This window comes from Pseudomonas sp. 14P_8.1_Bac3 (assembly GCF_025466085.1).
Classification (GTDB): Bacteria; Pseudomonadota; Gammaproteobacteria; order Pseudomonadales; family Pseudomonadaceae; genus Aquipseudomonas.
In genome coordinates this window covers 173,226-190,366 of sequence record NZ_JANLOD010000066.1, presented here as the reverse complement: position 1 = coordinate 190,366, position 17,141 = coordinate 173,226, and the positions used below count along the sequence as shown (strand labels likewise).

At 59.8% G+C, this 17,141-nt stretch carries 14 protein-coding genes and 1 tRNA gene; 12 read left to right on the top strand and 3 right to left on the bottom strand.

Annotated elements, in window-relative coordinates:
• The first annotated feature begins 7 nt into the window (after positions 1-7).
• From infB to NTD84_RS21955, 7 genes are all read left to right on the top strand, one after another.
• The gene (gene infB, locus NTD84_RS21985; RefSeq protein WP_262169903.1) at positions 8-2,539 is read left to right on the top strand and encodes a translation initiation factor IF-2; all 2,532 of its coding nucleotides are present in this window, start codon (positions 8-10) and stop codon (positions 2,537-2,539) included.
• Positions 2,540-2,698: 159 nt separating this feature from the next.
• The gene (rbfA, locus tag NTD84_RS21980; protein WP_034148332.1) at positions 2,699-3,100 is read left to right on the top strand and encodes a 30S ribosome-binding factor RbfA; all 402 of its coding nucleotides are present in this window, start codon (positions 2,699-2,701) and stop codon (positions 3,098-3,100) included.
• A gap of 3 nt (positions 3,101-3,103) precedes the next feature.
• Complete coding sequence (gene truB, locus NTD84_RS21975) at positions 3,104-4,021, top strand: tRNA pseudouridine(55) synthase TruB (RefSeq protein ID WP_262169898.1); 918 nt, start codon at positions 3,104-3,106, stop codon at positions 4,019-4,021.
• A gap of 117 nt (positions 4,022-4,138) precedes the next feature.
• On the top strand, positions 4,139-4,408 hold the full coding sequence (gene rpsO, locus NTD84_RS21970) for a 30S ribosomal protein S15 (RefSeq protein ID WP_003197723.1): 270 nt from the start codon (positions 4,139-4,141) through the stop codon (positions 4,406-4,408).
• Positions 4,409-4,602: 194 nt separating this feature from the next.
• A complete protein-coding gene (gene pnp / locus NTD84_RS21965; RefSeq protein ID WP_262169895.1) occupies positions 4,603-6,708 on the top strand; it encodes a polyribonucleotide nucleotidyltransferase in 2,106 nt (701 codons plus the stop codon).
• A 139-nt stretch (positions 6,709-6,847) separates the two neighbouring features.
• Positions 6,848-6,920, top strand: a tRNA-Thr gene (locus tag NTD84_RS21960).
• Positions 6,921-7,199: 279 nt separating this feature from the next.
• Entirely contained in the window at positions 7,200-7,505 is a 306-nt protein-coding gene (locus tag NTD84_RS21955) for a DUF6388 family protein (RefSeq protein ID WP_262169893.1), read from the top strand.
• 125 nt (positions 7,506-7,630) lie between these two features.
• Here the strand turns inward: NTD84_RS21955 and nadC are convergent, their stop codons facing one another.
• Positions 7,631-8,479 carry a carboxylating nicotinate-nucleotide diphosphorylase gene (nadC, locus tag NTD84_RS21950; RefSeq protein ID WP_262169891.1) on the bottom strand — a complete coding sequence of 283 codons (849 nt, stop codon included), beginning with the start codon at positions 8,477-8,479 and terminating at the stop codon, positions 7,631-7,633.
• A gap of 282 nt (positions 8,480-8,761) precedes the next feature.
• On the opposite strand from nadC, the gene NTD84_RS21945 reads away from it, so the two are divergent.
• The 5 genes from NTD84_RS21945 to NTD84_RS21925 all read left to right on the top strand — a co-directional run bounded on the left by NTD84_RS21945 (position 8,762) and on the right by NTD84_RS21925 (position 15,267).
• The gene (locus NTD84_RS21945) at positions 8,762-10,957 is read left to right on the top strand and encodes a DUF1631 domain-containing protein (protein WP_262169889.1); all 2,196 of its coding nucleotides are present in this window, start codon (positions 8,762-8,764) and stop codon (positions 10,955-10,957) included.
• Between the two features lie 63 nt (positions 10,958-11,020).
• Positions 11,021-11,593 (top strand): 1,6-anhydro-N-acetylmuramyl-L-alanine amidase AmpD, encoded by a 573-nt coding sequence (gene ampD / locus NTD84_RS21940; RefSeq protein ID WP_262169887.1) that lies wholly within the window; start codon positions 11,021-11,023, stop codon positions 11,591-11,593.
• The gene (gene ampE / locus NTD84_RS21935; RefSeq protein WP_262169885.1) at positions 11,590-12,426 is read left to right on the top strand and encodes a regulatory signaling modulator protein AmpE; all 837 of its coding nucleotides are present in this window, start codon (positions 11,590-11,592) and stop codon (positions 12,424-12,426) included. Before ampD ends, ampE begins: the two co-directional genes overlap by 4 nt.
• A gap of 181 nt (positions 12,427-12,607) precedes the next feature.
• On the top strand, positions 12,608-14,638 hold the full coding sequence (locus tag NTD84_RS21930; RefSeq protein ID WP_262169883.1) for a methyl-accepting chemotaxis protein: 2,031 nt from the start codon (positions 12,608-12,610) through the stop codon (positions 14,636-14,638).
• A gap of 239 nt (positions 14,639-14,877) precedes the next feature.
• The gene (locus tag NTD84_RS21925; RefSeq protein WP_262169881.1) at positions 14,878-15,267 is read left to right on the top strand and encodes a hypothetical protein; all 390 of its coding nucleotides are present in this window, start codon (positions 14,878-14,880) and stop codon (positions 15,265-15,267) included.
• Here NTD84_RS21925 and NTD84_RS21920 read toward each other — a convergent pair whose 3' ends face one another.
• Positions 15,268-16,044 carry a TatD family hydrolase gene (locus NTD84_RS21920; RefSeq protein ID WP_262169879.1) on the bottom strand — a complete coding sequence of 259 codons (777 nt, stop codon included), beginning with the start codon at positions 16,042-16,044 and terminating at the stop codon, positions 15,268-15,270. It lies immediately after the preceding gene.
• A 3-nt stretch (positions 16,045-16,047) separates the two neighbouring features.
• Positions 16,048-17,043 carry a catabolite repressor/activator gene (gene cra / locus NTD84_RS21915; protein ID WP_262170059.1) on the bottom strand — a complete coding sequence of 332 codons (996 nt, stop codon included), beginning with the start codon at positions 17,041-17,043 and terminating at the stop codon, positions 16,048-16,050.
• Positions 17,044-17,141: the final 98 nt, after the last annotated feature.

The window sequence follows — 17,141 nt, the reverse complement described above, 5'->3', positions numbered from 1 at the left end:
GAAGTGCATGACGCAAGTCACGGTGAAACAACTGGCCGATGAGGTCAAAACACCGGTAGAGCGCCTGTTGCAGCAGATGCGTGAGGCAGGTCTGCCGCACACCGCCGCCGAAGAACATGTGACTGACAGTGAGAAGCAATCTTTGCTGACTCACTTGAAAAGCAGCCACAAGGCGAAAGTGGAAGAACCACGCAAGATCACACTGCAGCGTAAAACCACCAGCACCTTGCGTGTTGCTGGCAGCAAAAGCATCAGTGTTGAAGTTCGTAAAAAGAAAGTTTTCGTTCAGCGCAGCCCGGAAGAAATCGAAGCCGAGCGCAAACGCGAACTGGAAGAACGTCGCGCAGTAGAAAATGCTGCTCGTCAGAAGGCTGAAGAAGAAGCCAAGCGTCGCGCCGAAGAAGAAGCGCGTCGCCAGCCTGCTGCTGCGCAAACTGCTTCCAACGACGCTGTTGCCGCGCCGGTTGCTGCTGTTGCTGAACCTGTACGTGAAAGCGCGCCGGTTGTTGCAGCTGCACCAGCGCCGTCTGCGGACGTTCGTAACAAGCAGAACGAACAGCGCCGTCCGGACAAACCACGTGCCGACGATAACAATCGTCGCGGCAGTGGCGATGGCGAGCGCAAAAACGCTCCGCATCGTGCTTCGGTCAAAGAGAAAGCGCCTGCTCCACGCGTTGCGCCACGTACTACCGACGAAGAAAGCGATGGCTTCCGTCGTGGTGGTCGCGGCAAGGCCAAGCTGAAGAAACGCAACGCCCACGGTTTCCAGAGCCCAACCGGTCCTGTCGTGCGCGAAGTGAAGATCGGCGAGACCATCACTGTTGGCGATCTCGCCCAGCAGATGTCGGTCAAGGCTGCTGAAATCATCAAGTTCATGTTCAAACTGGGCACTCCAGCGACCATCAACCAGGTACTGGATCAGGAAACTGCCCAGCTCGTGGCTGAAGAACTGGGCCACAAAGTGACCCTGGTCAGCGACACGGCCCTGGAAGACTCCCTGGCCGAGTCCCTGAAATTTGAAGGTGAAGCGTTCTCCCGTGCGCCGGTTGTGACCGTAATGGGCCACGTTGACCATGGTAAGACCTCGCTGCTCGACTACATCCGTCGTGCCAAGGTAGCTGCTGGCGAAGCCGGCGGCATCACCCAGCACATCGGTGCGTACCACGTTGAAACCGAACGCGGCATGGTCACCTTCCTCGACACCCCTGGTCACGCCGCGTTTACCGCCATGCGTGCCCGTGGTGCCAAGGCGACCGACATCGTGATCCTGGTGGTTGCAGCGGACGACGGCGTGATGCCGCAGACCATTGAAGCCGTTCAGCACGCCAAGGCTGCTGGTGTTCCGCTGGTTGTAGCCGTGAACAAAATCGACAAGCCGGGCGCTGATCTCGATCGCATCCGTAGCGAACTGTCGGTTCACGGCGTGACTTCGGAAGAGTGGGGCGGCGACACCCCGTTCGTATCGGTTTCGGCGAAAGTCGGTACTGGCGTGGACGAGTTGCTCGAAGCTGTTCTGCTGCAAGCTGAAGTTCTGGAATTGAAAGCAACTCCGTCGGCACCTGGCCGTGGCGTTGTAGTTGAATCGCGTCTCGACAAAGGTCGCGGCCCGGTTGCAACCGTTCTGGTTCAAGACGGTACCCTGCGCCAAGGCGACATGGTGCTGGTCGGTTCGAACTATGGCCGTGTACGTGCCATGCTCGACGAGAACGGCAAACCGATCAAGGAAGCCGGTCCTTCCATCCCTGTCGAGATCCTCGGCCTGGACGGTACCCCGGACGCTGGCGACGAGATGAGCGTGGTTGCCGACGAGAAGAAAGCCCGTGAAGTAGCTCTGTTCCGTCAAGGCAAGTTCCGCGAAGTCAAACTGGCCCGTGCTCACGCCGGCAAGCTTGAAAACATCTTCGAGAACATGGGTCAGGAAGAGAAGAAGACGCTCAACATCGTCCTCAAATCTGACGTCCGTGGTTCGCTGGAAGCGTTGAACGGTGCCTTGAACGGCCTGGGTAACGACGAAGTGCAAGTGCGTGTTGTCGGTGGCGGTGTCGGTGGTATCACCGAGTCCGACGCCAACCTGGCACTGGCCTCCAACGCTGTACTGTTTGGCTTCAACGTGCGTGCCGATGCCGGCGCTCGCAAGATCGTCGAGCAGGAAGGTCTGGATATGCGTTACTACAACGTGATCTACGACATCATCGAAGACGTCAAGAAAGCCCTCACCGGTATGCTGGGCAGCGATGTTCGCGAGAACATCCTGGGTGTCGCTGAAGTGCGTGACGTGTTCCGTTCGCCGAAGTTTGGCGCGATCGCCGGTTGCATGGTGATCGAAGGTGTTGTTCACCGTAACCGTCCAATCCGTGTACTGCGTGAAGACATCGTTATCTTCGAAGGCGAGCTGGAATCCCTGCGCCGCTTCAAGGATGACGCTTCTGAAGTACGTGCCGGCATGGAATGCGGTATCGGCGTGAAGAGCTACAACGACGTCAAGGTCGGCGACAAAATCGAAGTCTTCGAGAAGGTTCAGGTTGCTCGCAGCCTCTAACTCGCGCACTTCAAGGGCCACGCCAAGCCGCCGCATGCAGATGCGCGGCAACGCGTCAGGACTCTAAACGCAACGCCCGGTCTGGCTTTTGTCAGGCCGGGCGTTTGCCGCTTTCAGACCCTTCGGGTTTCACCGTGGGGCAGTAACAGGTAACAAGACATGGCAAAAGAATACAGCCGTACCCAACGTATCGGCGATCAGATGCAGCGTGAGCTGGCACAGCTGATCCGTCGTGAAGTCAAAGACCCGCGCGTCGGCCTGGTCACCATTACCGCTGTTGAAGTCAGCCGTGACGTCGGTCACGCCAAGATCTTCATCACGGTCATGGGCCAGGACAGCGCCGAAGACATCGCGCAAAGCATCAAGGTGCTCAACTCCGCCGCCGGTTTCCTGCGCATGCAGTTGGCCCGCGAAATGAAGTTGCGCAGCGTTCCGCAGTTGCACTTCCACTACGACGAAAGCGTCGTGCGTGGCGCGCACCTGTCGGCACTGATCGAGCGCGCGGTGGCTGAAGACAATCAGCACCCGGTTGCGGCTGAAGCCGAAGACACCAAGGAGTAATCGGTGGCTCAGGTCAAACGTATCCGTCGTAACGTCAGCGGCATCATCCTGCTGGACAAGCCGCTGGGGTTCACCTCAAACGCCGCGTTGCAGAAAGTCCGCTGGCTGTTGAACGCCGAGAAGGCCGGGCATACCGGCAGTCTTGATCCGCTGGCCACCGGCGTACTGCCGTTGTGCTTCGGTGAGGCCACCAAGTTCTCGCAGTACCTGCTCGACTCCGACAAGGGTTACGAAACCCTGGCGCAACTGGGCAAGACCACCACCACGGCGGACGCCGAAGGTGAAGTTTTGCAGGAGCGCCCGGTGACCGTTGGTCGCGCCGATGTCGAAGCGGCGTTGCCCAAATTTCGTGGGCAAATCAGCCAGATACCGCCGATGTACTCGGCGCTCAAGCGTGATGGCCAGCCGCTGTACAAGCTGGCGCGTGCAGGTGAAGTAGTGGAGCGCGAACCGCGTTCTGTTACTATTGCGCGCTTGGAATTGCTGGCCTTCGAAGGTGATACTGCGCGGCTTGCGGTGGATTGCAGCAAAGGCACCTATATCCGCACCCTGGTGGAGGATATCGGTGAGCAACTCGGTTGTGGCGCTTACGTTGCTGAATTGCGACGTACCCAGGCCGGGCCCTTCAACCTGGCGCAGACGGTCACGCTCGAAGAGTTGGAAGCGGTACATGCCGAAGGCGGCAACGAAGCGGTCGACCGCTTCCTGATGCCATCGGACAGCGGCCTGCTGGATTGGCCACTGTTGCAGTTCTCGGAGCACAGCGCGTTCTACTGGCTTAACGGCCAACCGGTGCGCGCCCCGGATGCGCCGAAGTTCGGCATGGTACGGGTACAGGATCACAACGGTCGCTTCATCGGTATCGGTGAAGTGAGCGAAGACGGGCGCATCGCGCCGCGTCGACTGATTCGGTCAGAATGACCGGACGAGGGTGGCTGTCAACAGGCACGGTCACTACTCATTTTTAGATACAGGGATTTGTCCCTGGCCTGTTGAAACTGTTTTTCTGAAACAGTTTCCTGATAAAAGGATTGCCTCATGGCTCTCGACGTTCAAGAAAAAGCTCAAATCGTAGCTGACTACCAGCAAGCTGTTGGTGACACTGGTTCGCCAGAAGTGCAAGTTGCACTGCTGACCCACAACATCAACAAACTGCAAGGTCACTTCAAGGCCAACGGTAAAGATCACCACTCCCGTCGTGGTCTGATCCGCATGGTTAACCAGCGTCGTAAGCTGCTGGACTACCTGAAAGGCAAGGACGTGAGCCGTTACAGCGCTCTGATCGCTCGCCTGGGTCTGCGTCGCTAATAAGCGATTGCGCTAGAGGTTGGTTGTCTGTCGTACGTCAGTGGGTTTCCCGCTGGCGTACGGCAGGCTCCCAGCCTCAAGTTTTATCTGGATACACGTTTTTACCGGACAGGCGTTGGGCCGATTCCCGACATTGCCCAAGAATTTCGCAAGAAGACAAGTTCCCCAAGAGCCACAAAAGAAGGTAGGACACCGTGAACCCGGTAATCAAAAAATTCCAGTTCGGTCAGTCGACCGTTACCCTCGAGACTGGCCGTATCGCCCGTCAGGCCTCCGGCGCAGTATTGGTCACCGTTGACGACGACGTCAGCGTATTGGTGACCGTAGTCGGTGCCAAGCAAGCCGATCCAGGCAAGGGCTTCTTCCCTCTGTCCGTTCACTACCAGGAAAAGACTTACGCTGCCGGTAAGATCCCTGGCGGTTTCTTCAAGCGTGAAGGCCGTCCTTCCGAGAAAGAAACCCTGACTTCCCGACTGATCGACCGTCCGATCCGTCCGCTGTTCCCTGAAGGCTTCATGAACGAAGTGCAGGTTGTCTGCACCGTCGTCTCCACCAGCAAGAAGACCGATCCGGACATCGCTGCGATGATCGGCACCTCGGCTGCACTGGCGATCTCCGGCATTCCTTTCGATGGCCCGATCGGCGCTGCCCGCGTTGCGTTCCACGAAAGCACCGGCTACCTGCTGAACCCGACTTACGAACAACAGAAAGCATCGAGCCTGGACATGGTCGTTGCCGGTACTTCGGAAGCCGTATTGATGGTTGAATCGGAAGCCAAAGAGCTGACCGAAGACCAGATGCTGGGCGCGGTACTGTTTGCTCACGACGAGTTCCAGGTGGTGATCAACGCCGTCAAGGAACTGGCCGCCGAAGCTGCCAAGCCGACCTGGACCTGGGCTCCACAGCCAGAAGCCACTGCTCTGCTGGGCGCTATCCGTGCCGAGTTCGGCGAGTCGATCTCCCAGGCTTACACCATCACCGTCAAAGCCGACCGTTATGCGCGTCTGGGCGAGCTGAAAGACCAGGTCGTTGCCAAGCTGTCCGGCGAAGAAGGCCAGCCGACTTCCGCTGAAGTCAAAGCCGCTTTCGGCGAAATCGAATACCGCACCGTTCGCGAAAACATCGTTAACGGCAAGCCACGTATCGACGGCCGCGACACCAAGACCGTACGTCCTCTGAACATCGAAGTGGGTGTTCTGCCAAAGACCCACGGTTCGGCGCTGTTCACCCGTGGCGAAACCCAGGCTCTGGTCGTTGCGACGCTGGGCACCGCCCGTGACGCACAGCTGCTGGACACCCTGGAAGGCGAGAAAAAAGACCCGTTCATGCTGCACTACAACTTCCCTCCGTTCTCGGTCGGCGAGTGTGGTCGCATGGGTGGCGCCGGTCGTCGCGAAATCGGTCACGGCCGTCTGGCCCGCCGTTCGATCTCGGCCATGCTGCCTGCCGCTGACGTGTTCCCGTACACCATCCGTGTCGTGTCGGAAATCACCGAGTCCAACGGTTCGAGCTCCATGGCTTCGGTCTGCGGCGCTTCCCTGGCCCTGATGGACGCTGGCGTTCCGATGAAGGCACCGGTTGCCGGTATCGCGATGGGCCTGGTTAAAGAAGGTGAGAAATTCGCCGTCCTGACCGACATCCTGGGCGACGAAGATCACCTCGGCGACATGGACTTCAAAGTAGCCGGTACCGCCAAAGGCGTGACCGCGCTGCAGATGGACATCAAGATCAAGGGCATCACCGAAGAAATCATGGAGATCGCTCTGGGCCAAGCCCTGGAAGCGCGCCTGAACATCCTCGGTCAGATGAACCAGATCATTGGTCAGTCGCGTACCGAGCTGTCGGAAAACGCTCCGACCATGATCGCGATGAAAATCGACACCGACAAAATCCGTGACGTCATCGGTAAAGGCGGCGCGACCATTCGTGCGATCTGTGAAGAGACCAAGGCTTCGATCGACATCGAAGACGACGGCTCGATCAAGATCTTCGGCGAAACCAAGGAAGCGGCTGAAGCAGCACGCCAGCGCGTCCTGGGCATCACCGCTGAGGCTGAAATCGGCAAGATCTACGTCGGCAAGGTTGAGCGCATCGTCGACTTCGGCGCATTCGTCAACATCCTGCCGGGCAAGGACGGTCTGGTTCACATCTCGATGCTGAGCGACGCTCGCGTAGAGAAAGTGACCGACATCCTGAAAGAAGGCCAGGAAGTGGAAGTGCTGGTACTGGACGTGGACAACCGCGGCCGTATCAAGCTGTCCATCAAGGACGTCGCAGCGGCCAAGGCTTCGGGCGTTTAATCACTCCCCACGCCTGACCGCTCCAACGTTATGAAAAATGCCCCGCCGTGCAAACTGCGGGGCATTTTTTTGTCTGCGAAAAGTGGAAACGATTTGTGGATTTGCCCGACCCCAATCCCGGTGCTAGGTTTAGCTCACCGCCCGTGTAGCTCAGCCGGTAGAGCAGCGCACTCGTAACGCGAAGGTCGCAGGTTCGATTCCTGTCTCGGGCACAATTATTCCTGTATTTGTTGCGCATGAACGCTTCACTGATCCGTGTTGGCGCGGCGACGGCTTTCAGCATGTTTTTGTAGATTCAATGTAAAAGTGCATATAAATCGTCTTCCAAACGTCCTATATTCGGACCGTGCAGAAGCACCACCCTGCAGTTTTCAAATGATCCACGAATGGTTCTGAAGGCCAGACAAACCGGGCTTCAAACGGTTTTTTGCGTCAGAGAGATCCTTGATGATCCAGATCCATCTTCCATTCCCCCGATCAGCGAGAACGACATGACCGTAAAAGAATTGACCCAGGAAGCCCGGCACGAAGAAGCGCTGCAGAAGTACGTGCTTGAGTCGCCGCAGCTAGCCGAAGAAATCAAGGACCTGCCCGCCGACGATCAGAAAGACCAGATCCAGTGGGCGTTCGAGGATGAGGCGGAATCCCAGGGCTTGCAGCCGTGGGAGCTGACGCTCAAGTACACCTCGAGCCCGGAAGAATTCGAGGCGGCGCGACTGGCGCTGCACAAGGAGGCGGCCGAGGTACTGGGCGTCGAGTGGGAAGAGTACTGCGAGATGAACAATCTGGTGGTCTGACAGACCTGCAGGAGCGAGCTTGCTCGCGATGGACTCAAGAGCGCCGCGTTTTACCCAGTAAATACGCGTTATCGATAACGTCCATCGCGAGCAGGCTCGCTCCTACGATTTTTTTCATTTCGTCGTCAGAGGCTCAGGCGCATCGACAGGTCGACCGCCTTCACATCCTTGGTCATTGCACCAATCGAGATGTAATCCACCCCGGTTTCCGCTATCGGCAGCAATGTGCTTTCGTTGATGCCGCCGCTGGCCTCCAGTTTTGCCTTGCCGCCGTTCAGGCGCACGGCCTCGCGCATGTCATCCAGGCTCAACTCGTCGAGCATGATGATGTCAGCACCGGCCGCCAGGGCCTCCTTCAGCTCCGCCAGACTTTCCACCTCGATCTCCACCGGTTTGCCCGGGGCGATCTTGTGCGCGGCGTTGATCGCCTCAGGGATGCCACCACAGGCGGCAATATGGTTTTCCTTGATCAGGAAGGCGTCGTAGAGGCCAATGCGATGGTTATGGCAACCGCCGCAAGTCACGGCGTACTTCTGCGCCAGACGCAGCCCCGGCAGGGTCTTGCGGGTATCGAGCAGCTTTACCTGGGTGTCGGCGACGAAATCCGCCAGATATTGCGCGCGCGTGGCCACGCCGGACAGCAGTTGCAGGAAATTCAGGGCGCTGCGCTCACCCGTCAGCAGCGAGCGTGCAGGGCCTTCGAGGTGGAACAGGGCTTGATCGGGCTTCACCCGCTCACCGTCACGCACCTGCCAATGCACCGCTACGCGCGGGTCCAGTTGCCGGAACACGGCATCCACCCAGGCAGTGCCGGCGATGACCGCAGCGTCGCGGGTGATGATGGTGGCTTTGGCCAGGCGTTCGGCCGGGATCAGCTGCGCGGTGATGTCGCCGCTGCCGATGTCTTCGAGCAACGCACGGCGCACGTTGGCTTCGATTTCGGCGGTCAGATCGGCGAGACGTAGATTCGGCATAACGGACTCCACAAACAAAGTGGCCCGATTATAGGGGCATGGCGCGGAGCAACCCAAGGCGTGAGAGGTCTTCCGATCGCACTGACACCTGCACTTGGTCGATTCCTCTGATCAATTGGCGTCAGGCAATGGTCAATCGAAACGTCTATTTCATTAAGGCGCGCAGAGTCCGCTGGCAAACGGGACATTCTTTGCAAGATAATGCGCCTTGTGTTTGACGTCATAGCTTTGACGTACCTTGGCCCTACCGAGTCGAGGAATCACCGTTTCAGGGAGGCCAGGATGCACAACGACGCGAATGTGGTGCCTTTGCACAAGGCGGCTACCGAAAAAGCGACCTATTCGCCGCTCGCCCGTGTGCCTGTGATTCTGCTTCAGGTTCGCGACAAGGCCGCGCTCCAGCTCCGGCATGCGTTACAGGAACTGTTCGATAACGCTGACGACACGCTGTTCGAAATGGCCGACCGCGCGCGCACCGATGTTGACCAGAACATCTTCTTCGAAGCCATGCGCGACTTGCGCCTAAAGCGCAAAAGCATCGAGCGCAGTTTTCTCGAGCAGTTCTTCGAGGCGTTCGGTGGCCTTACCCATTACGGAACGGCGCAGACGGCCTTGCCCCAGGCACTGGCGCTCGATGCGGCGCAGGCCAGTGACGACCTGGAGCGCAGCGTGGCGGTGGAGGCCATGGTCAACAAGGTGTTGAACCGCGACGGTTTTGCCCTGGACCAACTGACCGCACGCCTCAGTACCCTGATGGGCAAGAAACTGCTGACTCAACACAATCCCCTCGGCCCGGCGCTGCTCTGTGAGTATTTCATGCAGGCCGGGCGTAACCTCGGGGTGGAGATCAAGGTCAAGCTGATCATCCTGAAGCTTTTCGAGCGGTACGTGCTCGGCGACACCGACCAGCTTTATTCCGAAGCCAATCAACTGCTGATCGCCACCGGTATTCTGCCGGATCTCAAGCTGGCGCCATCGCGGCGCGCACTCGATCGTGCCGAAGCCAGTGTCCACGCCGCCCCGGCCGACACCAGCAACCTGCCTGTCGACGAGGGCGTGCAAGAAGTGTTCGCGGCGCTGCAAACGCTGCTGCTCCACGTCCGCGGCAGTGTCGCGCCGACACTGGAGGTCAGCGCCCCGGCGCAGCCGATTTCTACCCGCGACCTGCTGCGCATGCTTTCGCACCTCCAGCAGTACGTGCCGGCGCTGGCGGCTCATGACGATTTCGACCTGCGCAACCAGCTCGAGCAGCTGCTGACCCGGGTCAGCGTCAGAAGCGGCAAATCGCGTGTGGTCGGCGTGGCCGATGAAGACGTGATCAACCTGATCGCCATGCTGTTCGAATGCATCCTCGATGACCGCAACTTGCCGGACTCGCTTAAAGCGCTGATCGGCCGCTTGCAGATTCCGATGCTTAAAGTAGCCGTCCTCGACAAGAGTTTCTTCAGTCGCGCCAGTCATCCGGCCCGTCGTCTGCTCAACGAAATTGCCGCCGCGGCCATGGGCTGGGGCGAGTGCGACGATCACCAGCGCGACAGCCTGTACCTGCGCATAGAGCAAGTGGTGCAGCGCTTGTTGAATGACTTCGTCGACGACCCGACGATCTTTTCCGAACTGCTGGCGGATTTTCTCGCGTTCACCAGCGATGAGCGCCGTCGCAGCGAGTTGCTGGAACAACGCACCCGCGACGCCGAAGAGGGCCGCGCCAAAACCGAGCTGGCCCGGCAGCGCGTCGAGAAGGCCTTGAATCAGGTGTTGCTGGGCAAAGTGTTGCCGCAGCGGGTGGTGGCGTTCCTCCAGGAGGCCTGGAGCCAGGTCTTGCTGCTGACATGCCTCAAGCATGGCGATCAGTCCGCCGAATGGCATGCAGACGTGCAGACCATGGACCAACTGGTCTGGAGCGTGCAGCGTCACGATGAGCCCGATGCGAGCCTGCGCCTGCTGGCGCTGGTGCCCGGGTTGCTCAAGTCGTTGCGCGACGGGTTGAGCAGCTCGGCGTTCGATCCGTTCGCCACCGGTGAGTTTTTCAGTGAGCTGGAAAGTCTGCATGTTCAACTGTTCGAGCGTCCGGATCAGGAGCCGTCAACCCGCCGCGAATCCGATGCGCCGGTGATGGTGCGGGTGCAGGAGGAGATCGTGTTACGCACCGCTGACGAAGGGCCCGATACGTCCGCGGTACGCTTGTCAGCGGACGACGCGGGGCTGATTCAAGTCGATCAGCTGCACATGGGGTGCTGGGTGGAGTTTCAGGAAGACGAGGACAATACCCTGCGCTGCAAACTGGCCGCGATCATCGACGCCACGGGCAAATACATCTTTGTCGACCGGACCGGGATGAAAGTCCTGGAGCGCAATCGCACTGGCCTGGCCCTGGATTTCCGCAGTGGCGCGGTGCGAACCCTGGACGACACCTTGCTCTTCGATCGGGCGCTGGAATCGGTGATCGGCAACCTGCGGCGTCTCAATCGCGGCAAGTGATCGCCGCCGAGGGTCTATCGCGGCATACTGGGCGCCAACACAGTCGACGTTGAAGGAACCTGTATGCAGTTGGACCCCGCGAGCGGTTGGTGTCAGGGCGTGAAGGTATGCCCCTCGCCCAACTTCAATGCGCGCCCCACGGGCGAAGTTTCCCTGCTGGTGATCCACAACATCAGTCTGCCGCCAGCGCAATTCGCCACCGGCAAGGTGCAGGCCTTTTTTCAGAACCGGCTGGATGTCACAGAGCATCCCTATTTTGAGGGGATCGCTGACCTGCGGGTGTCCGCGCACTTTCTGATCGAGCGTGACGGCACGGTCACTCAGTTTGTTTCGTGCCTTGAGCGCGCCTGGCATGCCGGCGTGTCGTGCTTCGACGGGCGCGAAACCTGTAACGATTTTTCCGTGGGCATCGAGCTCGAAGGCACGGATGATCTGCCGTTCACCGACGCTCAATATGCGGCATTGACGGCGCTGACCTTGCAGCTGCAAAGCGTCTACACGGAAATCACTGCGCAGCGCATCTGCGGACATAGCGACATCGCTCCCGGACGCAAGACCGATCCGGGGCCGGCGTTCGACTGGGCACGTTATCGGGCCGCCCTGGCGCATCGCTCCAGTAAAGAGGAACAACAATGAGCTTTCTGGTGTTGCTGTTGGCGGTATGGATCGAGAAGTTCTCGGCCTTGCGTCATCGGGTTCAACGTGACGCTGGCTGGTTGCGCGAGTTGCACAAGCTCGAAGCCAGTCCGCGTTTGGTCAATCGTCCGTGGTTGATCCTGGTGATTCTGGTGTTGCTGCCTGCGGCGCTGTTGGCGTTGCTGCTGGTGGTGCTGGAGCCGGTCGCCTATGGCCTGTTGGCGTTGCCCGTGCATTTGCTGGTGGTGATTTACAGCCTGGGTCGCGGGGATCTGCTCGCCGGTCTCGGACCGTTCCGCGACGCCTGGCGTCGGGAAGACCTGCAAGCCGCTGCGCATGTAGCGAACCGCGATCTGAACATTTGCGCCGAGAGCGGCGAGCAACTGCTGGAGCGAGTTCAGGGGCATCTGCTGTGGGAGGCCTACCAGAGCTTTTTCGCCGTGATTTTCTGGTACTTTCTGCTCGGCCCGGTGGCGGCGCTCAGTTATCGATTGCTCGCTCTCGCTGAAGTTCACGGGCAAAATCCGGCCGTCGTCGAGCGAGCGGCACAGTTGCGTCATGCGTTCGATTGGATACCGGTGCGCTTGCTGGCAGCGAGCTTCGCACTGGTCGGCAACTTTGTCGCGGTCAGCCGAGTCATGCTCCACGAGTTGCTGAACTGGAACATCAGCGCCGCGCAGTTGATCGAGAAGGTCGGGCTGGTGGCCGGTGAAATTCCTGCGCCAGTGGTTGGGCCGGACGGCATCAACAGCCTCGACCGCCTCTGGGAGTTGCTGCTGCGCGCGGCGGTGCTCTGGTACGCCGGTTTCGCATTGTGGACCGTCCTCCCCTGAATACCCGGCTCCTGCACGGGCGGTGTCGGCAAGGCGCCGCCAGGTCCGGTTCGTCTACCGTTAACCTTAAGTTACAAAACCTCCCACCGAATTAAGCTATACAGAGATAGCACTGAGTAGTGGCTATCTGCTGCCTGTCTGTGCCTACCAATAAAAATAAGAAATCAAAGGGAGACTTCCAGTGAAGAGCTTGCTCTATCCCGCCGTCGCACTGATGAATCGCCTGAGCTTCGGCATGAAGTTCAGCCTGATCAGCGTTTTGTTCCTGGTGCCCATGCTGGTGACCAATTTTTACCTGGTGCGCGATTCCTATCGTGAATTCCAGGGCACGCGGGTGGAACTGCAGAGCCTCGACCTGCTGGGCAGCAGTCTGACCCTGCGACGGGATCTGGAAACCCTGAACAACCTGGTGCAGATCAACGTCTACCTGGGCCAGGCCGGCAAAGGTGGCAATCTCGAGTCCAAGATCACGACCCTGGAGCAGAGCATTCTGGCCCGTTTGCAAGGGCTGACGGCGATGACCGCCGATCCGGAGCAGATTGCCGTTTTCGACGGCAAACGCGATGAGATGATCACCGCGTTCAAGGCCGAGCAAACGGAAAACTCCCTGCAAAGCAAAAGTGCGCTGATCGGCAAGTTGCTGGGCAACGCACAGATATTCAGCCAGATCATCGCCAGCCAGGCGGGTTTGAGCCGCGACAACCAGAGCGACATGCGTCAGCTCACCGAACTCATCACCAACGTCACTCCGCTCGTCACCCAGGCGCTGGGCGATGGCCGCGCGCTGGGGTCTTCTTCGCTGGGGCAGGGGTTTCTCAATTCGTCGTCGAGCACGCGTTTCGATGAGTTGCTGGCGCAAATCGAAAAGCTGCAGGCTGAATACGGGCTGAAACTGCAGGACGCGTTGGGTTCGAGCAAAGCGGCGGGTGAAACCCTGGCGACCCTGGCCGACAGCAGCAAGGGCTCGTTGAAAAAGGCCAGTGACCTGTTCGAAGAACAGGTGGTGATGGCCGACACCCTGGATGCGCCGTGGCAGGGTTTTTACGACCAGGTCACCGGCCTGATGGACCGGACCTACCAGCTCAACGAAGCCACGCTGAAATTCCTCGACACCCAGTTGCAGCAGCGGCTGGCCCAGAATCGCACTCACATGGTTCTGCAAGCCGTGGCGTTGTCCGTGGTGTTTGTGCTGATTTTTTACCTCTACGGCGGCTTCTATGCCTCGACCCGCACCACCCTCAAGCGTCTCGGCGCGATGATGGATAAGGTGGCGGCCGGCGACATGACCGTGACGTTCAACGCCAACAGCCGTGATGAGCTGGGCGAGTTGGGCGAGGTGTTCAACGGCACGGTGAAGAAAATCCATGACCTGATCGAGCGGGTCGGCCACACCGTCGGTGAGGTCGAGCGCCAGGCCGGCCAGGTGGAGAATGTGTCGGCCCAGAGCAACCAGGCCGTCGCGGGACAGCGCTCGCAGATCGAACAGGTCGCGACGGCGATGAATCAGATGTCGGCGACTTCACTGGAGGTCGCCCGCAGTGCCGCCGCGGCGGTCAGCAGCGCCCACAGCGTCAACGATGAAACCATCAGCGGTCGCGGTCTGGTGGAATCGCAACAGGGCAGCATTGCCGCGCTGGCCAACGAGATCGATCAGTCGGTGCTGGTGATCAACCAGTTGGCCAGCGACAGCCAGTCCATCAGCCGCGTGCTGGAAGTGATCAAAAGCATCGCCGAGCAAACCAACCTGCTGGCGCTCAACGCGGCGATCGAAGCGGCGAGGGCGGGTGAGCAGGGCCGAGGTTTCGCGGTGGTGGCGGACGAGGTCCGGACCCTGGCCAAGCGCACCCAGCAATCGACCGAAGAGATCGAGCAGATGATCGCCAAACTCCATAACGGTGTCGGTGCCGCGGTGAAGGCCATGGGCACCAGCCATGAAATGGCCAGTGGTACGGTCGGGCAGTCGGAAAAAGTCCAGCAGGCCCTGGAAAACATCCTCGGCGCTGTCGGAATGATCGTCGATCAGAACCAGCAGATTGCCGCCGCGGTGGAACAACAGACTGCCGTGGCCCACGACATCGACCAGAACATCGTCGAGATCAACCGCGCTGGCGAGCGCACCGCTGAGGGCGCACACCAGACCGAAGACGCCAGTCGGGTGTTGTCGGCGCAGGTGGTGGAGCTTAAACAGCTGATCAGCGCCTTCCGGGTCTGAGCGGGACTCACCCCGGTGCAGCACAAACCCCGGTAGGAGCAAGCTTGCTCGCGATGACGGAGCTGCAGGCAACACCGCTATCGCCGGCAAGCGGCCCCTACAGTTTTGCGCAGTGTCTGTCGTACTTATTCTCTACACCGCGTAGGCAATATCCGATTTTCCTCCAGGCGCTGGCTTTTGGTCTTCAATGAAGGATGATCCCAACCCTGACCTACTTTAAGGACTGAGGAGGCTCGGTTATGTCCGTTATCACAACTGGAATTCAGGGCCACTGCGCCCATTGCGGCAGTACGCACCTGCTCGCACCCTGGCAACTCAACGCCATTGCGATCAATGAAACGTTCCCCTGTTCCCACTGCCACAAAGCTTTGCGGCTGAGCGACCCGAAACAGATCAAACGGATCAAGTCCCTCGACTCGGTGGCGATGCTGCGCGCGAGTACGCTGGTGATGGTCTGCACCGCGCTGCTGGTGGCGTTGGTGATGGAATGGGTCGGGCTGCTCAGCGTGCTCGAACAGGTGAATTTTTCGCTGGTGGCGATTCTGATCTACTTCATCGTGGTTCAGTACGCTCGACACCGGCAACACATCACGCTGGTGCTTGAAGCCGCCAAGGCGCACAACGATTGACTACCAGTAGAACAACTCACGGGCGTTGGTCGTGCTCGCCGCGGCGAGTTGCTCAGGGCTGATCGCCATGATGCCGGCCAGCGCCGCACAGATCGCCGGCAAGTGCGCCGGGCTGTTGCGTTGACCGGGAAACATGGCGGGCGCCATGTCCGGTGAGTCGGTTTCCAGCACCACCGATTGCAGCGGCAGCTGCGCCAGTACGCGATGCATGCGCAAGGCCTGGGGCCAGGTTGCCGCGCCGCCGAGACCCAGTTTGAAACCGAGCTTGATGTATTCGCGGGCCTCTTCCTGACTGCCGGCAAAGGCGTGAATGATGCCTGCGCGTTTCAGCTTGAAGCGCTTGAGCGTGGCAATCACCGTCGCATGGCTGCGCCGCACGTGAATCAGCGCCGGCAGGTTGAAGTCCACCGCCAGTTGTAACTGGGCCTCGAACAGCGCTTGCTGGCGCTCGCGGTCGAGGGTTTCGATGAAGTAGTCCAGGCCGATCTCGCCCACCGCGCACAACTGCCGGTGGCCGGCCAGCCGGGTCAGCCAGTCACCCAGTTCGCTTAAATCTTCAGGTCGATGCTCCTGCAGATACACCGGGTGCAAACCGAACGCGGCATGCAGGTCCGGATCGCCTTGCACCAGCTCCCAGACCCGCTGCCAGTTGGCCTGATAAACCCCCAACACGACAATCTGCCGCACCCCAAGGGCGCGGCTCTCGGCGAGCAGCGCCTGACGGTCTGCGTCGAAGTCCGGAAAATCCAGATGCGTGTGGGTGTCGATCAGCTCCACGGTTCAGTCCCGGCGTATACGCTGCTTGAAGGTTCGCGCGATGGCCTGCACGCCGGGCTGGTAATCGGACTGCTCGATGGCAGCGAGGGCCAGTTGCAGCGCCTTGTCGGCGATCAGCTGATGCTGCTGGGCCATCGCGTTGACCGGCAGCGGCAGGAAGTCCAGCAGCTGCGTATCGCCGAAAGTGCCGAGGCGCAGCGGACGGGTTCTCAACGGGAAGTCGTGCAAAGCGTCGAACACGCCTTGAAGCAGCACGTAGGACGTGGTCACCAACGCATCCGGCAAATGCCCCAGACGCTGTAGCAGCTCTTCCATCAACTGCTTGCCGCACTCGCGGCTGAACGATTCGCCGTGCTCGATCAGGACCTCGCCTTTGAAATCACCCAGTGCTTCCTTGAAGCCCGCCGCGCGCTCCTGGCTGATGCTCAGTTCCGGGCGTGCACCGATCAGGGCGATCTGCTTGGGCTGCGGGTCGAGCAGGCTGCGGGTCAATTGCAGACTGGCTTCGCGGTCATCGCTGATCACCGAACAGAAATGCTCGGGTTCCATGACCCGGTCGATGGCGATGATCGGGATGCCCTTGGCTTGTAACTGACGGTAACTGTCGTCACCGGCCGGCAGGCAACTGGCGACGATCAGTGCGTCGCAACGGCGGGCGCGGAACAGTTGCAGCAATTGCCGTTCGCTGTCCGGCGCATCGTCGGAGCTGGCGATCAGCAACTGATAGCCGCGGGCCCGAGCGCCTTGTTCCAGCAGTTTGGCGATGCGTGCGTAGCTGGGGTTTTCCAGGTCCGGCAGAATAAACCCCAAGGTGCGGGTGTGCCGACTGCGCAGCCCGGCCGCCTGGGGGTTGGGCGTAAAGCCATGTTGCTCGACGACCGCGCGCACGCGCTCGACGGTGGCGCTGCTGATGCGTTGCTGTTCGGCTTTGCCATTGATGACATAACTGGCGGTGGTCACGGACACACCGGCCAGCTGAGCGATATCACTGAGTTTCAACTCGGGATTTCCTTGTTTTTCGGCCGACATTTTCGCCAATCCTACCCGATTAAGGCGCAAACCCTTGCCGTAACGTATCCGACAGGTTGAGCTTCAAC